Annotated in this window: 18 protein-coding genes and 1 other RNA gene; 13 read left to right on the forward strand and 6 right to left on the reverse strand. The window is 66.6% G+C overall.

Going from position 1 to position 17,566, the window contains the following annotated elements; all coding sequences use genetic code 11:
* The first annotated feature begins 304 nt into the window (after window positions 1-304).
* The 5 genes from FHT19_RS20110 (at window position 305) to FHT19_RS20130 (ending at window position 6,816) form a co-directional block, all read left to right on the forward strand.
* Complete coding sequence (locus FHT19_RS20110; protein ID WP_169476544.1) at window positions 305-1,330, forward strand: glycosyltransferase family A protein; 1,026 nt, start codon at window positions 305-307, stop codon at window positions 1,328-1,330.
* Window positions 1,327-2,331 (forward strand): glycosyltransferase, encoded by a 1,005-nt coding sequence (locus tag FHT19_RS20115; protein ID WP_248290576.1) that lies wholly within the window; start codon window positions 1,327-1,329, stop codon window positions 2,329-2,331. The genes FHT19_RS20110 and FHT19_RS20115 overlap by 4 nt, the downstream gene beginning before the upstream one ends.
* The gene (locus FHT19_RS20120) at window positions 2,328-3,854 is read left to right on the forward strand and encodes an oligosaccharide flippase family protein (protein WP_169476545.1); all 1,527 of its coding nucleotides are present in this window, start codon (window positions 2,328-2,330) and stop codon (window positions 3,852-3,854) included. The genes FHT19_RS20115 and FHT19_RS20120 overlap by 4 nt, the downstream gene beginning before the upstream one ends.
* A gap of 94 nt (window positions 3,855-3,948) precedes the next feature.
* Window positions 3,949-4,917 (forward strand): aspartyl protease family protein, encoded by a 969-nt coding sequence (locus FHT19_RS20125; RefSeq protein ID WP_169476546.1) that lies wholly within the window; start codon window positions 3,949-3,951, stop codon window positions 4,915-4,917.
* A 69-nt stretch (window positions 4,918-4,986) separates the two neighbouring features.
* Entirely contained in the window at window positions 4,987-6,816 is a 1,830-nt protein-coding gene (locus tag FHT19_RS20130; RefSeq protein ID WP_168556528.1) for an ABC transporter ATP-binding protein/permease, read from the forward strand.
* Window positions 6,817-6,871: 55 nt separating this feature from the next.
* Here FHT19_RS20130 and FHT19_RS20135 read toward each other — a convergent pair whose 3' ends face one another.
* Window positions 6,872-7,072, reverse strand: coding sequence for a DUF1737 domain-containing protein (locus tag FHT19_RS20135; RefSeq protein WP_169476547.1), 201 nt, complete (start codon window positions 7,070-7,072; stop codon window positions 6,872-6,874).
* Between the two features lie 66 nt (window positions 7,073-7,138).
* Here FHT19_RS20135 and FHT19_RS20140 point away from each other — a divergent pair, with 66 nt between their 5' ends.
* Window positions 7,139-8,536: an MFS transporter gene (locus FHT19_RS20140; protein ID WP_169476548.1), complete on the forward strand. Its 1,398-nt coding sequence runs from the start codon at window positions 7,139-7,141 to the stop codon at window positions 8,534-8,536.
* A gap of 20 nt (window positions 8,537-8,556) precedes the next feature.
* Here the strand turns inward: FHT19_RS20140 and hslU are convergent, their stop codons facing one another.
* The 3 genes from hslU to bamE are packed head-to-tail and all read right to left on the reverse strand — an operon-like array spanning window position 8,557 to window position 10,982.
* Window positions 8,557-9,858, reverse strand: coding sequence for an ATP-dependent protease ATPase subunit HslU (hslU, locus tag FHT19_RS20145; protein WP_169476549.1), 1,302 nt, complete (start codon window positions 9,856-9,858; stop codon window positions 8,557-8,559).
* Window positions 9,858-10,415, reverse strand: a complete 558-nt coding sequence (gene hslV, locus FHT19_RS20150) for an ATP-dependent protease subunit HslV (protein WP_169476550.1) — start codon at window positions 10,413-10,415, stop codon at window positions 9,858-9,860. Before hslV ends, hslU begins: the two co-directional genes overlap by 1 nt.
* A gap of 60 nt (window positions 10,416-10,475) precedes the next feature.
* A complete protein-coding gene (bamE, locus tag FHT19_RS20155) occupies window positions 10,476-10,982 on the reverse strand; it encodes an outer membrane protein assembly factor BamE (RefSeq protein WP_168556523.1) in 507 nt (168 codons plus the stop codon).
* 233 nt (window positions 10,983-11,215) lie between these two features.
* On the opposite strand from bamE, the gene FHT19_RS20160 reads away from it, so the two are divergent.
* From FHT19_RS20160 to FHT19_RS20170, 3 genes are read left to right on the forward strand one after another with little or no spacing between them, the layout of a single operon-like run.
* Window positions 11,216-11,731, forward strand: coding sequence for a ubiquinol-cytochrome C chaperone family protein (locus FHT19_RS20160; RefSeq protein WP_169476551.1), 516 nt, complete (start codon window positions 11,216-11,218; stop codon window positions 11,729-11,731).
* The gene (locus FHT19_RS20165; RefSeq protein WP_169476552.1) at window positions 11,728-12,249 is read left to right on the forward strand and encodes a DUF177 domain-containing protein; all 522 of its coding nucleotides are present in this window, start codon (window positions 11,728-11,730) and stop codon (window positions 12,247-12,249) included. Before FHT19_RS20160 ends, FHT19_RS20165 begins: the two co-directional genes overlap by 4 nt.
* 5 nt (window positions 12,250-12,254) lie before the next feature.
* A complete protein-coding gene (locus tag FHT19_RS20170) occupies window positions 12,255-13,715 on the forward strand; it encodes an MATE family efflux transporter (RefSeq protein WP_168556520.1) in 1,461 nt (486 codons plus the stop codon).
* 65 nt (window positions 13,716-13,780) lie between these two features.
* On the opposite strand, the gene ssrA is transcribed toward FHT19_RS20170, so the two are convergent.
* Window positions 13,781-14,164, reverse strand: a transfer-messenger RNA (tmRNA) gene (gene ssrA, locus FHT19_RS20175).
* A 127-nt stretch (window positions 14,165-14,291) separates the two neighbouring features.
* Window positions 14,292-14,741 (reverse strand): large conductance mechanosensitive channel protein MscL, encoded by a 450-nt coding sequence (gene mscL, locus FHT19_RS20180; RefSeq protein WP_168556584.1) that lies wholly within the window; start codon window positions 14,739-14,741, stop codon window positions 14,292-14,294.
* A gap of 169 nt (window positions 14,742-14,910) precedes the next feature.
* On the opposite strand from mscL, the gene FHT19_RS20185 reads away from it, so the two are divergent.
* From FHT19_RS20185 to FHT19_RS20200, 4 genes are read left to right on the forward strand one after another with little or no spacing between them, the layout of a single operon-like run.
* Complete coding sequence (locus FHT19_RS20185; protein ID WP_169476553.1) at window positions 14,911-15,516, forward strand: LemA family protein; 606 nt, start codon at window positions 14,911-14,913, stop codon at window positions 15,514-15,516.
* Window positions 15,517-15,559: 43 nt separating this feature from the next.
* The gene (locus tag FHT19_RS20190; protein WP_248290609.1) at window positions 15,560-16,336 is read left to right on the forward strand and encodes a TPM domain-containing protein; all 777 of its coding nucleotides are present in this window, start codon (window positions 15,560-15,562) and stop codon (window positions 16,334-16,336) included.
* Window position 16,337: 1 nt separating this feature from the next.
* The gene (locus FHT19_RS20195; protein WP_169476555.1) at window positions 16,338-17,009 is read left to right on the forward strand and encodes a hypothetical protein; all 672 of its coding nucleotides are present in this window, start codon (window positions 16,338-16,340) and stop codon (window positions 17,007-17,009) included.
* Window positions 17,006-17,551 carry an NUDIX hydrolase gene (locus tag FHT19_RS20200; protein WP_169476556.1) on the forward strand — a complete coding sequence of 182 codons (546 nt, stop codon included), beginning with the start codon at window positions 17,006-17,008 and terminating at the stop codon, window positions 17,549-17,551. Before FHT19_RS20195 ends, FHT19_RS20200 begins: the two co-directional genes overlap by 4 nt.
* Window positions 17,552-17,566: the final 15 nt, after the last annotated feature.

The raw sequence follows: 17,566 nt of genomic DNA on the forward strand, positions 1-17,566 counted from the left end.
GTAGCTATCTGGCGACCAACACCGCAGCACCTGGAAACAACCAGGCCGCCGGAAAAACCGGCTGCACCGCATCGGTGAAGCGGCATATATGGAGGGCCACCGCAGGCGTCAACACCATTTTGCATTTTTGTTGCAGATCCCAGGAAAAGTCCCGGAAATGCTGGGATTTTCTACCATGGCCACAGACAACCCCGGCGCGCTGTGGCAAGGCGGACAGCACTGGTCGGGCGCAATCCGTGATTCTCCTGATTCTTTGCGGCATTGTAAGCCAATCCTTAAACCCGCACGGACTAGATCGCAGTCAATGGCCGCCCCACCTTACCCCTGCCCCACTTTGCCCGATGGCACGCCCGCGCGCGTCAGCGTGATCGTGCCAGGCTTTGGCGTGGCGGCTTTCCTGGGCGACGCGCTCACGTCCCTGCAACGCCAGACGCTGGAGCCATGGGAAGCCGTGGTGGTGGACGATGGTGATCCCGCCGTGGCCAAGGCCGTAGCGCCCTTTCTGGCCGATCCGCGCATTCGCCTGCTGCAAACGCCGAACCGGGGTGTTTCGGCCGCACGCAACGCCGCCATCGCCGCGAGCCAGGCGCCGCTGATTGCCCTGCTCGATGGGGATGACCTGTTTCGTCCCGGCTATCTGGCCGCCACTGTGCCGCTGCTTGAACAGCAGGCGGACCTGCGCCTGGTGACGTGCAACGCCCGCATGTTTGGCGCGGTGGCAGCCGAACGCTATTGTGTGGAACGGCCCCAGCCGGCGCGCGGCACCTGGATGGACGTGCTGGACCGCTCCTTCAACGTCTATATCGGATCGACCTTTCGCCGTGCCGATTGCCTGGCCGTGGGCGGCTTTGACGAGACAATGACCCATGCCGAGGATCTCGACCTGTGGGTGCGGCTCATGGGGTTGGGCGGGCAAGCGCATTATCTGGACGAAGTGCTGTGCGAATATCGCGTGCGCGCCGGCTCGGCCTCGGCCCAGGCCATGCGCCTGCTGCGCGGCAGCCTCAAAGTCCAGACCAAGGCCCGCGCCACGTTGCCCCCTGGCGCGCCGGAGATTCCCCGGATCGAGCAATTGATGAACGAGACGCGAGACGCGCTGGCCTTCGAAGAGGCGATCGACCGCATCGTGGCCGGGCAGGCGCGATCGGGCCTGGCCGACTTGCGCCGCATCGGCAGCCAGATGGACGGCCCGGTGTGGCAGATCGCCATGGCGCTGTGGCACTGGCTGCCCGGCCTTGCCGCCCCGATGCTGCGCTGGCGGCGCCGTGCCCATCGCCGCGGCGGCACCAGCGGCACGCCCGCCCCCAGCTTCCTGGAAACCGAGCAGTGACGATATCGGGCCCCATTCCGGCCGTGACAGTGGCCACCAGCATGCACAACGCCGCCGCCACCCTGGCCGCGGCGATCGAAAGCGTGCTGGCCCAGACGTTCGGCGATTTCGAATTCCTGATCCTGGACGATGGATCGACCGACCAAAGCCGTGCCATCGCGCAAGACTATGCCGCGCGCGATCCGCGCATTCGCTTGATCGCTATGCCGCGGCAGGGCCTGGTGCCAAGCCTGAACCAGTTGTTTGCGCAAGCACGCGCGCCGCTGGTGGCCCGGTTCGATGCCGACGACATCTGCCTGCCGCACCGCCTGGAGCGCCAGACCGCCTTTCTGGCCGCCAACCCGGACCATGGCCTGGTGGCAAGCGAAACCACGTTCATCGACGCCGACGGCGCCCCGGCGTCCAACCCGCCGGTCCATCGCCCGCACGATCACGGCGCGATCCTGGCCGAACTCGAGCATGGGCCGATCCTGTGCCACAGCGCCGTCATGGTGCGCACCGACCTGGTGCGTGACGCAGGCGGCTACCGCGCGGTCTATCTTCATGCCGAGGATTATGACTTGTGGCTGCGCCTGGCCGGCCGCACGCGCATGGCCAATCTGCCCGAATGCCTGCTGGCCTATCGCATCACGCCCGGCCAGGTCAGCACGCGCCATGTGGTGACCCAAGCGCGCAACGCCGCGATTGCCTGGCTAGCCCACCGCGCGCGCCAGCAAACCGGGCAGGATCCCACCGCAAGCCTGGCCACCCTGCCCGAAATCGACGCGCTCGATGCGGTGTTCGGCGCGGGCAGCGCGGCCTATGTGCGCCAGCGCATGATCGACCGGCTGATCTATGCGCCCGATCGCCTGGCGGGCGAAGCATGGCCCGTGCTGGCCGGCCATATTGCCGACGTGGGTGCGCAGCCGCGCCTGTGGCGGGCCGCGCTGCGCATGCTGCGGGCCGGGCGACCGTTGCGCGCGGCGCAGGCGGCGGCCACGCTGCTGCGGCACGCGGCATGAGCACGACAAACTCCCGCCGCCCACATCCGGCCACCGGCAGCCCGCCACCGGAAATGTCCGTACGCACGGCCGCCGCCTGGGCGCTGGTATCGCAATATGCGTCTTTCGCGATCCAGTTCGCGACCAGCGTCGTATTGGCACGCTGGTTCATTACCCCGGCGCAATTGGGGCTGTTTTCGATCGCCTTCGCCGCGGTCACGATCGTCGCGTTCCTCCAGGATTTCGGCGTGGCGCGCTATGTCAACGGCGAGCGCGACCTGACGCCCGAAAAGCTCCAGACCGCGTTCACCATTTCCGTGATCTTTGCCTGGGGCATTGCCCTGCTGGCACTGGCTTGCGCGGTGCCGGTCGCACGGTTCTATGGCGATCCGGCGCTGCTGCCGGTCCTGCTGGTGGTGGCATCGTCGTATCTGCTGGTACCGCTGTCGATCGTGCCGCAGGCCACGTGCCAGCGGCGCATGGACTACAAGTCCAATACCATGATCGAGGTGGGCTCTTCCATTGCCAACGCAGCGGCGGCCGTGACGCTGGCAGTGCTGGGCCATGGCGCGCTGGCGCTGGCCTGGGGCGCCTTTGCCCAGCAGGGTGCGCGCCTGGTGGTGAGCCAGTGGCGCGCCGGATTGATGGTGCCCTGGCCGCTGCGGCTGAAAGGCGCACGGCCGGTGCTGGAACTGGGCGGCACCAATTCGGTGCTTTCCACCTGCTATTCGATCACCGCCCGCGCGCCCGAACTGGTCATTGGCCGCTTGATCGACAACACCGCCGTGGGCCTGTTTGCCCGGGCGTCTGGCCTGGCCCTGCAATTGCGCATGCTGGTGGCCGGCGCCGTAACCGGGGTGTTCTATCCCGCGTTCCGCCGCGTGCGCGACCAGGGCGATCCGCTGGGGCCGCCCTACCTGCGCGTGGTGGCTGCCTATACCGGCGTGACCTGGCCGGCGATGGCGGGCATTGCCACGCTGGCGCAGCCGCTGATCCTCGCGCTCTATGGCCCCCGCTGGGTGGCGGCCGCCCCGCTGCTGCTGTGGGTGGCGTTGGCGCAGTTGTGCTATATTTCCTTGCCGCTCAATGCCGATCTGCCGTTGCTGCTGGGCCGCAAGCGCGGCCTGATCCATCGCAACGTGGCCGAAACGGTGCTGTCGGTGGGCATGATCATGGCCGCGGCGCCCTTTGGCCTGGTGCCCGTCGCGATTTCGCGCTTTGTCCATGGGCTGTTGTGGATGGCAATCTATGCGCCGTTCATGCGCGCCATGCTCGATTTTGCCTGGCGCGACCTGCTGCGCATCTATGCCCAAAGCCTGGCTGCCACGCTGGCCGCCGTGGCGCCACTGCTGGCCAGCTATGCGCTGTGGGCGGGGCCGGCGGCGTGCAGCCTGGGCCAGGCGGCCAGCATGGTGGCCGCCGGCATCCTGTGCTGGCTTTTGGTGATGCGCATCACCCGCCATCCGCTGCTGGGCGAAGTGCTGGGCCTGCTGGGCGAGATCATGGCCGCCCTGCCCTGGCGCAAACAGACCGTTTCGGGCTGAAAACGGGCGAAAAATTCGCAATGCAGCATTGAAATAAGCCATGGCGCTGCCGTTCAAGCAGGCGTAACCTGCGTGGCGGAGAGGAACAAGAACCATGACGATGCTGGCCCCCAAGGTTGCCGGCACGCTTGGCCTGCTGGCCCTTGCGGCGGCGGCCCTGCCGGTGTCGGCGCAAACCGCGCCATCTGCCCCCGCGCCTGCGGCACTGATGCCCGATATCCAGCCCCCGATGGAAGAAATCCGGTTGAGCCACGATGCCCGTGCCCGGCTTACCGTGCCGGTGACGATCGGCAGCGCGGGGCCGTTTGCCTTCCTGGTCGATACCGGGGCGGAGCGCACCGTGCTGACACGACAGACCGCGCAAGTGCTGGGCCTGGAGCCCAGCGGCCGCGCCCGGTTGGTGAGCGTGGCGGGACTGGAAGACGTCGACCTGGTGAAGGTTGCGGAAATTTCGCTCGGCACGCGCCGCTTTGCCGGACTGGAAGCGCCGCTGGTCGACGGCGCGGATCTGGAGGCTGAGGGGATCGTGGGTCTCGATGGCTTGCAAGACCAGCGCATCACGATCGATTTTGCCGCCAACCGCCTGATGATCGGCAATGCCGCGCCCGATGTACCCCAGGCAGACAGCTATGACATCGTGGTCACCGCCCGCCGCCGCTCGGGCCAGCTGATCATGACCGAGGCGACGGTCGATGGCGTGCGCACCGATGTGATGATCGACACCGGATCGGACGTCTCCATCGGCAACCGCGCGCTACAACGCGCGCTATCGCGGCAGGGGGTGGTGCAGCAGGCCCGCCTTGTCGCGGTGACCGGGCAAAGCATCGCCGCCGACGTGGGCCATGCCCGCACCATGCGCATCGGCGGTATGGATATCAACAACCTGACGTTCGCCTTTGCCGATGCCCCGGCCTTTGCCCACCTGCGGCTCAACCGCCGCCCTGCGCTGCTGCTGGGCATGCGTGATTTGAGCGCGTTCCAGAAAGTCGCCATCGATTTTGCCCGGCGCAAGGTGATGTTCGATTTCACCCCGGCACCGGCGCCGGCACTCGCCGCGCGTTAACGTGGCCGGCGGCGAAACGGCAGTGAGATCCCGGGTGGCAACGGCCGGCAAAATGCCTATGTGAAGGCCATGCCGCCCGAGAACGCCCAAAAAAACCCGAATGCACCTGGCGCCCGTCATGATGGCTGGCACACGCTCAAGCGCTTCCTGCCTTATCTCTGGCCGGTGGACAATCCGGGCCTGCGCTGGCGCATCGTGGTGGCCTGCCTGTTCATTCTGGCATCCACAGGGGTGCAGCTGACCCTGCCCTATCTGCTCAAGTGGGCGGTCGATGCCATGAACGTGACCGGGCCACGGCTTGGCATGTTGGCAATGTGGACGGTGCTGGCCTACTCGTTCGGCCGCTTTGCCTGGGTGGCATTCGACAACTTGCGCAACATCGTGTTCGAACGGGTGGGCCAGGATGCCACGCGCGCCTTGGCCGAGCATGTCTTTGCCCAGCTTCACCGCCTGTCCTTGCGCTTTCACCTGGCGCGGCGCACCGGCGAAGTGACCAAGACGATCGAGCGCGGGACCAAGAGCATCGACACGATGCTCTATTTCATGCTGTTCAACATCGCCCCCACCATCCTGCAACTGATCGTGGTGGCGGTGATTTTCTGGATCACCTTTGGCTGGGGGCTGGTGGCCGCGACGGCCGTGGCAGTGGCCGCCTATATCTGGGTGACGCGCACGATCACCGAATGGCGCACCCATTTGCGCGAGCGGATGAACCGGCTGGACGGGCAGGCCCTGTCGCGCGCGGTGGATTCGCTGCTCAACTATGAAACGGTGAAGTATTTCGGGGCAGAGCGGCGCGAGGAAGCGCGCTATGGCCAGGCCGCGCGCGCTTATGCCGAAGCGGCGATCACCAGCGAAAACAGCCTGGGCCTGCTCAATATTGCCCAGGCCATGGTGATCAGCCTGCTGATGGCCGGCGCCCTCGCCTATACCGTGTGGGGCTGGTGGCATGGCCGCTACACCGCCGGGCAACTGGTCTTCGTGCAGACTTATCTCACCCAGTTGTTCCGCCCGCTCGACATGCTCGGCATGGTCTATCGCACGATCCGCCAGGGGCTGATCGACATGGCCGAGATGTTCCGCCTGATCGACACCCAGGTGGAAGTGGCCGACAAGCCCGGCGCGCCGGCGCTGGTGGTGCGCCGCCCTTCGGTCACGTTCGACAACGTGGTGTTCGGTTATGATCCCGACCGCACGATCCTGCATGGCCTGTCGTTCGAAGTACCGGCCGGCAGCCGCGTGGCCATCGTCGGGCCGTCGGGCGCGGGCAAGTCCACCATCGCGCGCCTGCTGTTCCGGTTCTACGATCCGCGTTCGGGCCGTATCCTGATCGACGGGCAGGACATTGCCGGGGTCACCCAGGCAAGCCTGCGCGCCGCGATCGGCATCGTGCCCCAGGATTCGGTGCTGTTCAACGACACCATCGGCTACAACATCGCCTATGGCCGCGAAGGCGCCACCGCAGACGACGTGGCAGCGGCCGCGCGCGGGGCGGCGATTGCCGATTTCATCGCGCGTCTGCCCCATGGGCTCGACACCGAAGTGGGCGAACGCGGCCTGAAACTGTCGGGCGGGGAAAAGCAGCGCGTGGCGATTGCCCGCACGCTGGTGAAGAACCCGCCGATCCTGCTGTTCGACGAGGCGACCAGCGCGCTCGACACCCGCACCGAGCAGGACATCCTGGGCACCTTGCGCGATGTGGCGGGGGGCCGCACCACGCTGTCGATCGCGCACCGGCTTTCCACCATTGCCGACAGCGACACGATCCTGGTGATCGACCAGGGCCGCCTGGTGGAACAGGGCGGCCACACCGACCTGCTGCGCCGCGCCGGCCTTTATGCCGAAATGTGGGCGCGCCAGGCGGCCGAGGGCGAGGAACTGGGCCAGGCGGCAGAGTAACGCGCGCCAGGTTCAGGGTTGCGCGGGGCTCCGGACCTGGCAGCCCAGCGCACACTTACTTCACCACATCGGCCCCGTGCCAGACCACGGCTTGCGCCACCTTGATGCAGTCCATGCCGCCATCATACGTGATCGAGGGTGAGCCATAGAGCCGCCAGCCCTGGGCCAGGGCTTCGGACACGCGCTCGCAAAAGGCGCGGTCGTCCTTGCCGGTGAGCAGGCGATAGATCGGGCGATTGCCGGGCGTTTCATGCATGGCCTGCGGTGTATCACGCCGGCGTGCGCTTGCCAGCCCCGGCATTTGGCGGCACCAGATGCGCGCATGGAACCGATCGCCAGCCCCGACGCAATTGCCGCCCCGATCCCCGAAAAGCGCGCGTTGCTCGACCATCCAAGGGGGCTGTGGGTGCTGGCTGGCACCGAACTGTGGGATCGCATTTCCTGGCATGGCATGGTGGCCATGCTGGTGCTCTACATGACGGGCGAATTGCTGCTGCCCGGCCGGGTGGAGCACGTCATCGGCTTTGCCGGCTATCGCGCCGGGCTGGAGCACGTGTTCGGCCCGATGAACGTGACGCAACTCGCCACGCAGACGTTCGCGCTCTATTTCGCGGCGATCACGTTCCTGCCGCTGGTGGGCGGATGGATCGGCGACAGGGTCATGCCCCGGCGCGCGGCGGTGAGCCTGGGCGCGCTGACGATGACGGCGGGCCATTTCGCCATGGCGTTCGATGCCACGTTCCTCATGGCGCTGGTCCTGCTGGTGATCGGCGCCGGGCTGTTGCGCGGCAACCTGATGCCGCAGATCCGCGCGCTCTATGCCGCCGGGGATCGCCGCCTGGGCGATGCGTTCCAGGTCTATACGTTCGCGATCAACGTGGGTGCCTTCATCGCACCGATCGCCAGTGGCACGATGGCCAAGTATTATGGCTGGCACGCCGGCTTTGCCGTGGCGGGCGTGGGCATGCTGGCCGGCCTGGTGTGGTATCTGGCCGGCTCGCGGCACCTGCCCGCGCAAGTGCCGCCGCTCCAGGCCGGCCCGGCCCGCCAGCTGACTGCGGCGGAAAAGCGCAATATGTGGCTGCTGGCCCTGGTCTGGCCGTTCAGCGTGGCGTTCTGGACCGCCCAGGCACAAGTCTGGAATGTCTACAGCCTGTGGGTGCGCGACCATATCGACATGGTCGTGGGCGGCTTTGCCGTGCCGATCCCCTGGCTGCAATCGCTTGACGGGCTTGCCCCCGCGTTCGAGGCGCCCTTGCTGATCCTACTGTGGCGCTGGCAGGCTTCGCGCCAGGCCGAATCCGACAGCCTGGGCAAGCTTGCCACGGGCTGCCTGATCTTCGCCGGGTCCACCCTGTTGCTGGCGCTGGTGCCGACCAACACGCGGGGCACGATCTGGCTGCCGGTGGCGTTCCACCTGCTGTCCAACCTGGGGGCGATGTTCTTTGCCCCGGTCATGCACGCCACGTTCGCGGCGCGCGCGCCAGAGCGCTGGCGCGGTACGCTGATCGGGATGGACATGATGTCGGTGGCGGTGGCCAGCCTGATCAGCGGGCCGATGGGCGGCTGGTACACGCGCGTCAGCCCGCCGCTGTTCTGGATGGTGACGGCCGCGATTCCGGCGGTGGCCGGGGCCCTGCTGCTAGCCCTGCGCCGCCCGCTGCGCGCGTTCGGCGGCCCCGACCCGCTGGTGCAAACGACAGCAGCGCCCGCCCACTGAGGGCTGGCGCTGCCATCTGGTCACAGGATGTACTTCGACAGGTCGGCGTTGCCGGCCAGGCCGGCCAGCCGGTCTGCCACATAGGCCTCGTCCACCGTCACGGTGGTGCCGACGCGGTCTTCGGCGTCAAAGCTCACTTCCTCCAGCAGCTTTTCCATCACGGTCTGCAGCCGCCGGGCGCCGATGTTCTCCACGCTTTCGTTCACTTGTGCGGCAGTGCGGGCAATCGCGCGCACGGCCTCGGGCGTGAAATCCAGGGTGACCTGCTCGGTGCCGAGCAGCGCGCGGTACTGTTCCACCAGGTTGGCGCGCGTTTCCGCCAGGATGCGCACGAAATCGTCCTCGGTCAGCGCCTTCAGCTCCACCCGGATCGGCAGGCGGCCCTGCAATTCGGGCAGCATGTCCGATGGCTTGGCTACGTGGAACGCGCCCGAGGCGATGAACAGCACGTGGTCGGTCTTCATCGGGCCATACTTGGTGGCAACCGTCGTGCCCTCGATCAGCGGCAGCAGATCGCGCTGCACGCCTTCGCGGCTGACCGAACCGCCGCGCACATCGGACACCGCGATCTTGTCGATCTCGTCGATGAACACGATGCCGTTGGTTTCCGCGTTCTGCAGCGCCACGCGGGCCACGTCATCCTGGTCCATGCGCTTTTCGGACTCTTCGTCCACCAGCTTGTCCCAGGCATCGGCCACGCGCATCTTGCGCCGCTTGAGCTGGTTGCGCCCGAATGCCTTGCCCATCATGTCCGACAGGTTGATCATGCCGACATTGCCGCCAAGGCCGGGGATTTCCATCGGGGCGGCAGGCGCGTCCTCCACCTCGATTTCCACTTCCACCTCGTTCATCGCGCCTTCGCTCAAGCGCTGGCGAAAGCTTTCGCGCGTCGCCTCGCTGGCGCCGTCGCCCACCAGGGCCTTGAGCAGGCGGTCCATCGCGGCCTTGCTGGCGGCATCGCGCACGGCTTCGCGGCGGCGGTCCTTTTCCAGGCGGATCGCTTCTTCGGCCAGGTCGCGGGCAATCTGCTCCACATCGCGCCCGACATAGCCCACTTCAGTGAACTTGGTCGCTTCCACTTTCACGAACGGCGCATCGGCCAGCCGCGCCAGGCGGCGGCTGATCTCGGTCTTGCCGCAGCCGGTCGGCCCGATCATCAGGATGTTCTTGGGCGAAACCTCGTCGCGCAGATCGGGCGAGAGGCGCTGGCGGCGCCAGCGGTTGCGCAGCGCCACGGCCACCGCGCGCTTGGCATCGGCCTGGCCCACGATGTGTTCGTCCAGCGCGCGGACAATGGCCTTGGGGGTAAGACTGTCGAGCATCAGATTTCCTCAACCGTCACGCGGTCGTTGGTGAACACGCAGATTTCCGCCGCCACCTGCATCGCGCGGCGGGCAATCTTTTCGGGATCGTCTTCATAGGCATCCACCGCGCGCGCGGCGGCCAGGGCATAGTTGCCGCCCGAACCGATCGCGGCGATGCCGGCTTCCGGTTCCAGCACATCGCCATTGCCGGTCAGCACCAGCAGGGTACTGGCGTCGGCCACGATCATCAACGCTTCCAGGTTGCGCAGGTATTTGTCGGTGCGCCAGTCCTTGGCCAGTTCCACCGCGGCGCGCATCAACTGGCCGCGATGCTGCTCCAGCTTGCGCTCCAGCCGCTCGAACAGGGTAAAGGCATCGGCCGTCGCCCCGGCAAAGCCGGCGATCACCGATCCGTCGCCAATGCGCCGCACCTTGCGGGCATTGGGCTTCATCACCGTGTTGCCCATGGAAACCTGGCCGTCACCCGCGATCACGGTACGGCCGTTCTTCTTCACCCCGATGATCGTGGTGCCGTGCCACTGGACCAGGCCGTGGCTCGCCTTGCTATCGTCCATCCCGGCGATATGGGATCGCCGGCCGGCCGTTCAAGCCACAGCCCGAACGGCCCAGATCGATCAGCTGCCGTTCGGGCCCGAGCCGGTCGGGCCACGGCCCTGGCCGGTGCCACCGGTGCCCGTGGGCATGGCGCCGACAGCGCCGATGTTGCCGAACAGATCCTGGAAGAAGCTGCGATGGCGGCCCAGCGTAGGCGTCGCTTCGCGCACGGGGTGGATCGTGGGCACGCGGGTGAGATTCACGCGATCGACAGTGCTGACATTGCCGGCGGTGTCAAAGTTCACTTTCAGCACCTGCTCGCTGGTGGTGCGCGGGCGCTTGAACGGGCGTTGCCGGGTGTCGACCGAAACGTAGTACCAGCTTTGCGGGCCGAACTGGCTCTTGAACGTGGCCTGGCCCAGCGCGCGTTCCACCGAATTGCGGTTGTCCACGCCCGGCTGCACCGAATCGGTCAGCGCCTTGTCCATCTGGAACCCACGATGGTCGCGGATGCTGGCACAGCCGCTGACCAGCACGACAAGACCTGCCAGCGCAGCGCTTTTCAGGGCCATCCGATTCTCGCGCATTCCATCACTCCAAATACGACCCACTGCGGGAACACCCGGCACCACCTGGCCGGGAACCCCCGCCGGCACAACGCACAAAGGCCCACTTTGCCTTCGCGCTGCAGCGCCCTATATCCGCGCAAGCCTTAGGGGCGAAACGGGTTGTCCGCAATGGCGGCGTGCCGGTTTGCGCCGGGCTGCGCAAATTGGCCGCGCCTGACGCTGCCACAACGAACCAAAGGATGCCACGCACCATGTCCCTGCTCGCCCGCCTTCTGGGCCAGACCCGCGATGATCGCGATGCCGCCCGCCCGCTGTGGCACCGCGTGGTGGAAATCGCGCGCGAAAAGGAATGGTATGCGGCATGCGGCGTGGCCGACAGCGTCGCCGGCCGGTTCGACATGATCACCCTGGTGCTTTCCATCGTGCTCTTGCGGATGGAGCGCGATCCCGGCCTGGTCCAGCCATCGGTATGGTTGACCGAACTGTTTGTGGAAGACATGGATGGCCAGCTGCGCGAAAGCGGCGTGGGCGATCTGATGGTGGGCAAGCATATCGGCAAGTTGATGGGCACGCTGGGCGGCCGCCTGGGCGCCTATCGCGACGGCCTGGACGCAGGCGAGCAGGCCTTTGCCGCCGCGCTTGCCCGCAACATGACATTGCAGGACGGTACAGATCCCCTGCCCCTGGCCCGTCGCGCCCGCGCCTTTGCCGCCGGGCTCGCGCTGGTGCCGGCCGACAGGGTTCTGGCCGCGGAGATTGGACGATGAGCGACACCCACGAATTCACCCGCTGGATCGATCTGCGCCAGATCGGTGACGCGCCGGTGGTGCTCGAACCCGATGCCGAAGAGCGCCGCCGCCTGGCCGCGCGCTTTGCCATTTCGGCGATCGAGACGATGCGGGCAGAGGTCAAGCTCACTGCCGATGGACCGGTGGTGCGCGCCGATGGCCGGTTGACCGCGGCCATCGAGCAGGCCTGCGCCATTTCAGGCGAAGATTTCCCAGTCCGCATCAACGAGGCACTGCACTTGCGCTTCGTTCCGGAAAGCCAGATCGAAGTGTCCGCGGAAGAGGAAATCGAGATCACCGCCGACGAGTGCGACGAGATTCCCTACAGCGGTCTGACCTTCGACCTGGGCGAGGCGGTGGCGCAAAGCCTGGCGCTGGCGATCGACCCCTTTGCCGAAGGGCCGCTGGCCGACAAGGCGCGCGCCGAACACAACCTCGCCGGCGATGACGCCAGCGGGCCTTTCGCGGCCCTGGCCGCCTTGCGCAACAAGGATTGAACACCATGGCAGGTCCGCAAGGCAACACCGCTCCTGGCGGGCCCGGGGCGCGCGATCTTACGCGTGGCCCGATTCTGAAAACGCTCATGCTGTTTTCGATGCCCACGCTGGTGGGCAATATCCTCCAGTCGCTCAACGGCTCGATCAACGCCATCTGGGTCGGCCGCCTGCTGGGCGATTCGGCGCTGGCCGCCACGGCCAATGCCAACGTCGTGATGTTCCTGGTCTTTGCCGCCGTGTTCGGCTTCGGCATGGCCGCCACGGTGAAAGTCGGGCAGTCGTTCGGCGCCGGCAATGTCGATGCGGCACGGCGCACGTTCGGCACGGCAGTGGGCTTTTGCGTGGGCCTGGCGATCATCGTGGCCACAGCCGGCTGGCTCGGCGCGCCGGCATTGCTGCGCATCATGTCCACCCCGGCAGACATTTTTGCCTTCGCGCTCGCCTATCTGCGGGTGATCTTCGTGGCGCTGCCGGCCACGATGATTTCGGTGATGATCTCGATGGGCCTGCGCGGCGCGGGCGATGCCAAGACCAGCCTCTATTTCATGATCGTCTCGGTGGTGCTCGATTGCGGGCTCAACCCGGTGTTCATCGCCGGGCTGGGGCCGATCCCGGCCATGGGCATTGCCGGCTCGGCGCTCGCCACGGCCATTTCGTCCTATGTCTCGATGGTGGTCCTGGTGCTCTATGCCTATGCCCGCAACCTGCCGCTGCGGCTGCGTGGGGCGGAACTGGGCTATCTGCTGCCCCGCATGGACGAGCTGCGCTATATCGTCACCAAGGGCCTGCCGATGGGCGCGCAGATGCTGATCGTGTCGGGCGCCGGGATCATCATGCTGGGCCTGGTCAACCGCGAAGGTTCGGTCACCAGTGCGGCCTATGGCGCCTCGCTCCAGGTGTGGACCTACCTGCAGATGCCGGCGATGGCCATTTCCGCTGCGCTCAGCGCCATGGCGGCCCAATCGATCGGCGCCGGCCTGGTCGATCGGCTGGGCCGGATCACGCGCGCAGGCCTCATTCTCAATTTCGCGGTCACCGGCACGATGACCGCGCTGCTGCTTGCCTTCGACCGGCCAGTGCTGGTGCTGTTCCTGGGCTCGACCAGCCCGGCGGTGGACATGGCACGCCACATCCAGCTGCTCGCCAGCTGGAGCTATATCCTGTTCGGGATGACGATCATGCTGTTCGGCACCATGCGCGCGGGCGGCGTGGTCATGGCGCCCCTGGTCGTCCTGGCCATCGCGATGTTCCCGGCGCGGCTGGGGTTCTACCACCTGGCCTATCCCTCGATCGGCGCCGATGCGCTGTGGCTTGCTTTCCCGGTGGGTTCGCTGGCCGCCGTGGCGATGAGCGCGATCGCCTATAGCCGCCCCGGCTGGCGCAAGCGTGCGCAGGCAATCGGCGCGGCGCGGCGCCAGGAAACCGAGGCGGCAGCCGAATGCTCGGCCGAGACGATGCCTGGCTGATCTGGGCCTGGCTGATCTGGGCCAGGCAGAACTGGGCCGGGCCAAAGCGGGCGAAAATGAAGGAAGGTGGGGGGATTTCTGTTGCCCGGCACCCCCCGGGCCGCTGGTATCACTTCTGTTGACCGGCGTGTCCAGCCGCGCTTTCGCTTTGTAAGATCAGGCCGTTAGGCCGTCAGGTTACGCGGCGAGAGCAAGTGCTTCGTTGTCGTTGGCACTTGTTGGTTTTGAGCCTTTAACGGGTTACTCAGCCCGGGCGAAAACAGCGCTTTTCAACACACGTCGATCCTAGTTCGGCCCCGTCATCTGCCCCGCATGCGCGAGAGAGGTGGTGGAGCCGCCGGGTACCGCCCCCGGGTCCGCTGCGCCTATTGTACGCCGCAGTTTATCGCCATAGCCGGGTCAAACCCGGCAGAGCCCCATATAGGGATTCCTTCCGCAATGGGAAGAGGGCGCGAGGAAACCGGCTTCGACACGCTCAGGCCGGGCAATTCGGAATGGAAAACCCAACCCGCGTTCGCCCTGAGCCTGTCGAAGGGCCTGTCCCGAACCGGCCCCGAGCCCGCGCCCAACCGTGCTTCACCCCTTGGCCTTGAGCGCGTCCCTGATCTCGATCAGCAGGTCCACTTCGCTCGGTCCCTTGGGCGCTTCGGGCGCAGCGGGCTTTTCCTCGTGCTTGCGGATCAGCGAATTGGCGAGCTTCACGATCAGGAAGATGATGAAGGCCACGATCAGGAAATTGACCGCCTGGGTGATGAAATCGCCATAGCCGATCATCGGCACGCCCGCAGCCTTGAGCTGGGCATAGTTGTCGGGATCACCCTTGAACGTTGCCGGGATCGGCCCCAGGCGCACGAAATAGCGCGTGAAATCCACGCCGCCAGTCACGAAACCCACCACCGGCATGATCATGCTTTCGGTCAGCGAGGTCACGATCTTGCCAAAGGCGCCGCCGATGATGACACCGACCGCCAGATCGAGCACGTTGCCACGGGCGATAAAAGTCTTGAATTCGTCGAGAATGGCCACGGCCCATTTCCCCTTCTTAACCAGGTCGTCGCGGATGATTGCCACCACCCCTGCCGGGCGGCAAGCGCCAAGGTAATTGCTTTACAGTTCGACCAACGACGTTGCGCTGCCCTTGATCCGCAACGTCGCAGCGCTATGTCATCAGCGCATCTGCAACGAGGATCGATCCATGTCCCGCCTCTTCAATCGTTTTCTGCCCCGCTTCGCCCTTGCTGCCGTGGCAGCGGCAAGCCTTGCCGGCTGCGGGGTCAACTCGATTCCCACGGCCGAGGAAAATGCGAAGGCCAAGTGGGCCGATGTGCAGAACCAGTACCAGCGGCGTGCCGATCTGGTGCCCAATCTGGTGGCCACCGTAAAGGGCTATGCCCGCCAGGAACAGGACACCCTGGTGAAAGTGACCGAGGCCCGCGCCAAGGCCACGTCGGTCCAGATCACGGCGGCCGACCTTTCCGACCCCGACAAGGTTGCCGCCTATCAAAAGGCGCAGGGCGAGCTGTCGCAGGGGCTGGGCCGGCTGATGGCCAATGTCGAGGCCTATCCCGATCTCAAGTCCAACGAGAATTTCCTGGCCCTGCAAAGCCAGCTTGAGGGCACCGAAAACCGCATCGCCGTGGCCCGCCGCGATTACAACGACGCGGTGCAATCCTACAACACCACGATCCGCACGTTCCCGGCGGTGATCGGCGCCAAGGTGATCTATGGTGCCAAGCCGATGGTGCCGTTCCAGGCCACGACGCCCGGGGCCGACGAAGCGCCCAAGGTCAATTTCAATTAAGCCGGTGAAACGGCACTTCGTACAGCGCTGGGCCGCCCTTGCCCTGCTGGTGCTGGCGATCTTCGCCACGCCAGCCTGGGCGCAGACGTTTCCGCAGCTGACCGGCCGCGTGGTGGACGACGCGCACCTGCTTTCGCCCGAACAGGTACAGGCCCTCGATGCCAAGCTGGCCGCGCTGGAACAGCAGTCGCAGCGCCAGTTGGTGGTGGCCACCGTGCCCGATCTGCAAGGGCAAGAGATCGAGGATTATGGCTATCGCCTGGGCCGCGCCTGGGGCCTGGGTGACAAGCAGCGCAACGATGGCGCGATCCTGCTGGTCGCGCCCAACCAGCGCAAAGTGCGGATCGAGGTGGGCTATGGCCTGGAAGGCATCCTGACCGACGCGCTTTCGGAAGTGATCATCCAGCGTGAAATCGTGCCGCGCTTCAAGGCGGGCGATTACGCCGGCGGCATCAACGCGGCCACCGACCAGCTGATCGCCCAGCTCAAGCTGCCCGAGGATCAGGCGCGCCAGGTGGCGGCGCAGGCGGCCAAGGCGCAGAAGAAGGCCAACGAGCCGCACTTCGACGCGGGCACCGTGGTGTTCCTGGTGATCTTCGGCCTGTTCTTCGTCCTGCCGTTCCTGCGCGCCATGCGGGGCGGCGGGCGCCGCTATGGCGGCGGCGGGCCCGGCGTGTTCATCTTCCCGAGCGGCGGATGGGGCGGCGGCGGTGGCGGTTCCGGCTTTGGCGGCGGATCGGACTGGGGCGGCGGTGGTGGCGGCGGCTTCTCCGGCGGCGGTGGCAGTTTTGGCGGCGGTGGCGCTTCGGGGGATTGGTGACATGCTGTTGACCCAGGATGACAGTGCCCGCATCGCGGCCGCCGTGGCCCAGGCCGAGCGCGACACGGCGGGCGAGATCGTGACCGTCGTATCCGCGCAGTCCGACCCTTACACCGACGTGGCGTTGGCCTGGTCGGTGTTCATCGCGTTCCTGGCGCTGGCCGCGCTGGAAGCCACCCCTGCGTTTTACGTGGCGCTGGTCGATCGCGTGCTGGGCCTGTGGGCCACGGAATGGAGCGCGCGTGCCTATTTCGGCCTCGCCCTCACCGTGGCGGTGGTCAAGTTCGCCGCCAGCCTCGCGATCCTGCAGTGGCATCGCCTGCGCCTGTGGCTCACCCCGGCGCCCATCAAGCGCGCCCGCGTCCACGCCCGTGCCCTCACTGCCTTTCGCCTGGGCGCGGAAAGCCGCACCACCGGGCGCACCGGCGTGGTGCTCTATGTCTCGCTGGCCGAGCGCAAGGCCGAGATCATCGCCGACCGCGCGATTGCTGACCATGTCAGCCCGGAAGTGTGGGGCGATGCCATGGCGGCCCTGCTGGCGCCCTTGCGCGAGGGGCGCCTGGGCGATGGCATGGTCGCCGCGATCGAGCGCATCGGCGCCGTGCTCGCCCAAGCCGCCCCGGCCCTGGCGGATGACCGCAACGAACTGCCCGACGGACCGATCCTGCTATGAGCCTTGAAGACGAATTCCGCGACAATCCCGAGGAAACGCCTTGGGAAGGCCGCTTCATTGCCGCCAAAACGCGCGGCCGCTGGGAATATGTCAGCCGCGCGCGCAACATTCGCGCGGCGGTGATCCTGGCGATGACCGAAGCGCGCGACGTGATCCTGGTGGAACAGTTCCGCGTGCCGCTGGGCCGCCCCTGCCTGGAATTGCCCGCCGGCCTGATCGGCGATGACGATAGCAGCCAGGACGAAGACGCGAGCCTTGCCGCCTCACGCGAACTGGAAGAAGAAACCGGCTATCGCGCCGCGCGCATGGAAGCGCTGGGCGAATTCTGGTCCAGCCCCGGCATGGTCTCGGAAAGCTTTACTCTGTTCCGTGCCCATGGCCTGACGCGGGTTTCGGCCGGCGGCGGGGTAGAAGGCGAAGGCATCACCGTGCACCACGCGCCGCTGGACGATATTGCCGGCTATGTCGCCGCCCGCCGGGCGGAAGGCATGGCGATCGACGTCAAGATTCTGACGCTGCTGGGGCCCGGCTTGCTGACGTAAGCATCCTCACCTGAC

The organism is Novosphingobium sp. SG919, assembly GCF_012932495.1.
Classification (GTDB): Bacteria; Pseudomonadota; Alphaproteobacteria; order Sphingomonadales; family Sphingomonadaceae; genus Novosphingobium; species Novosphingobium rhizosphaerae.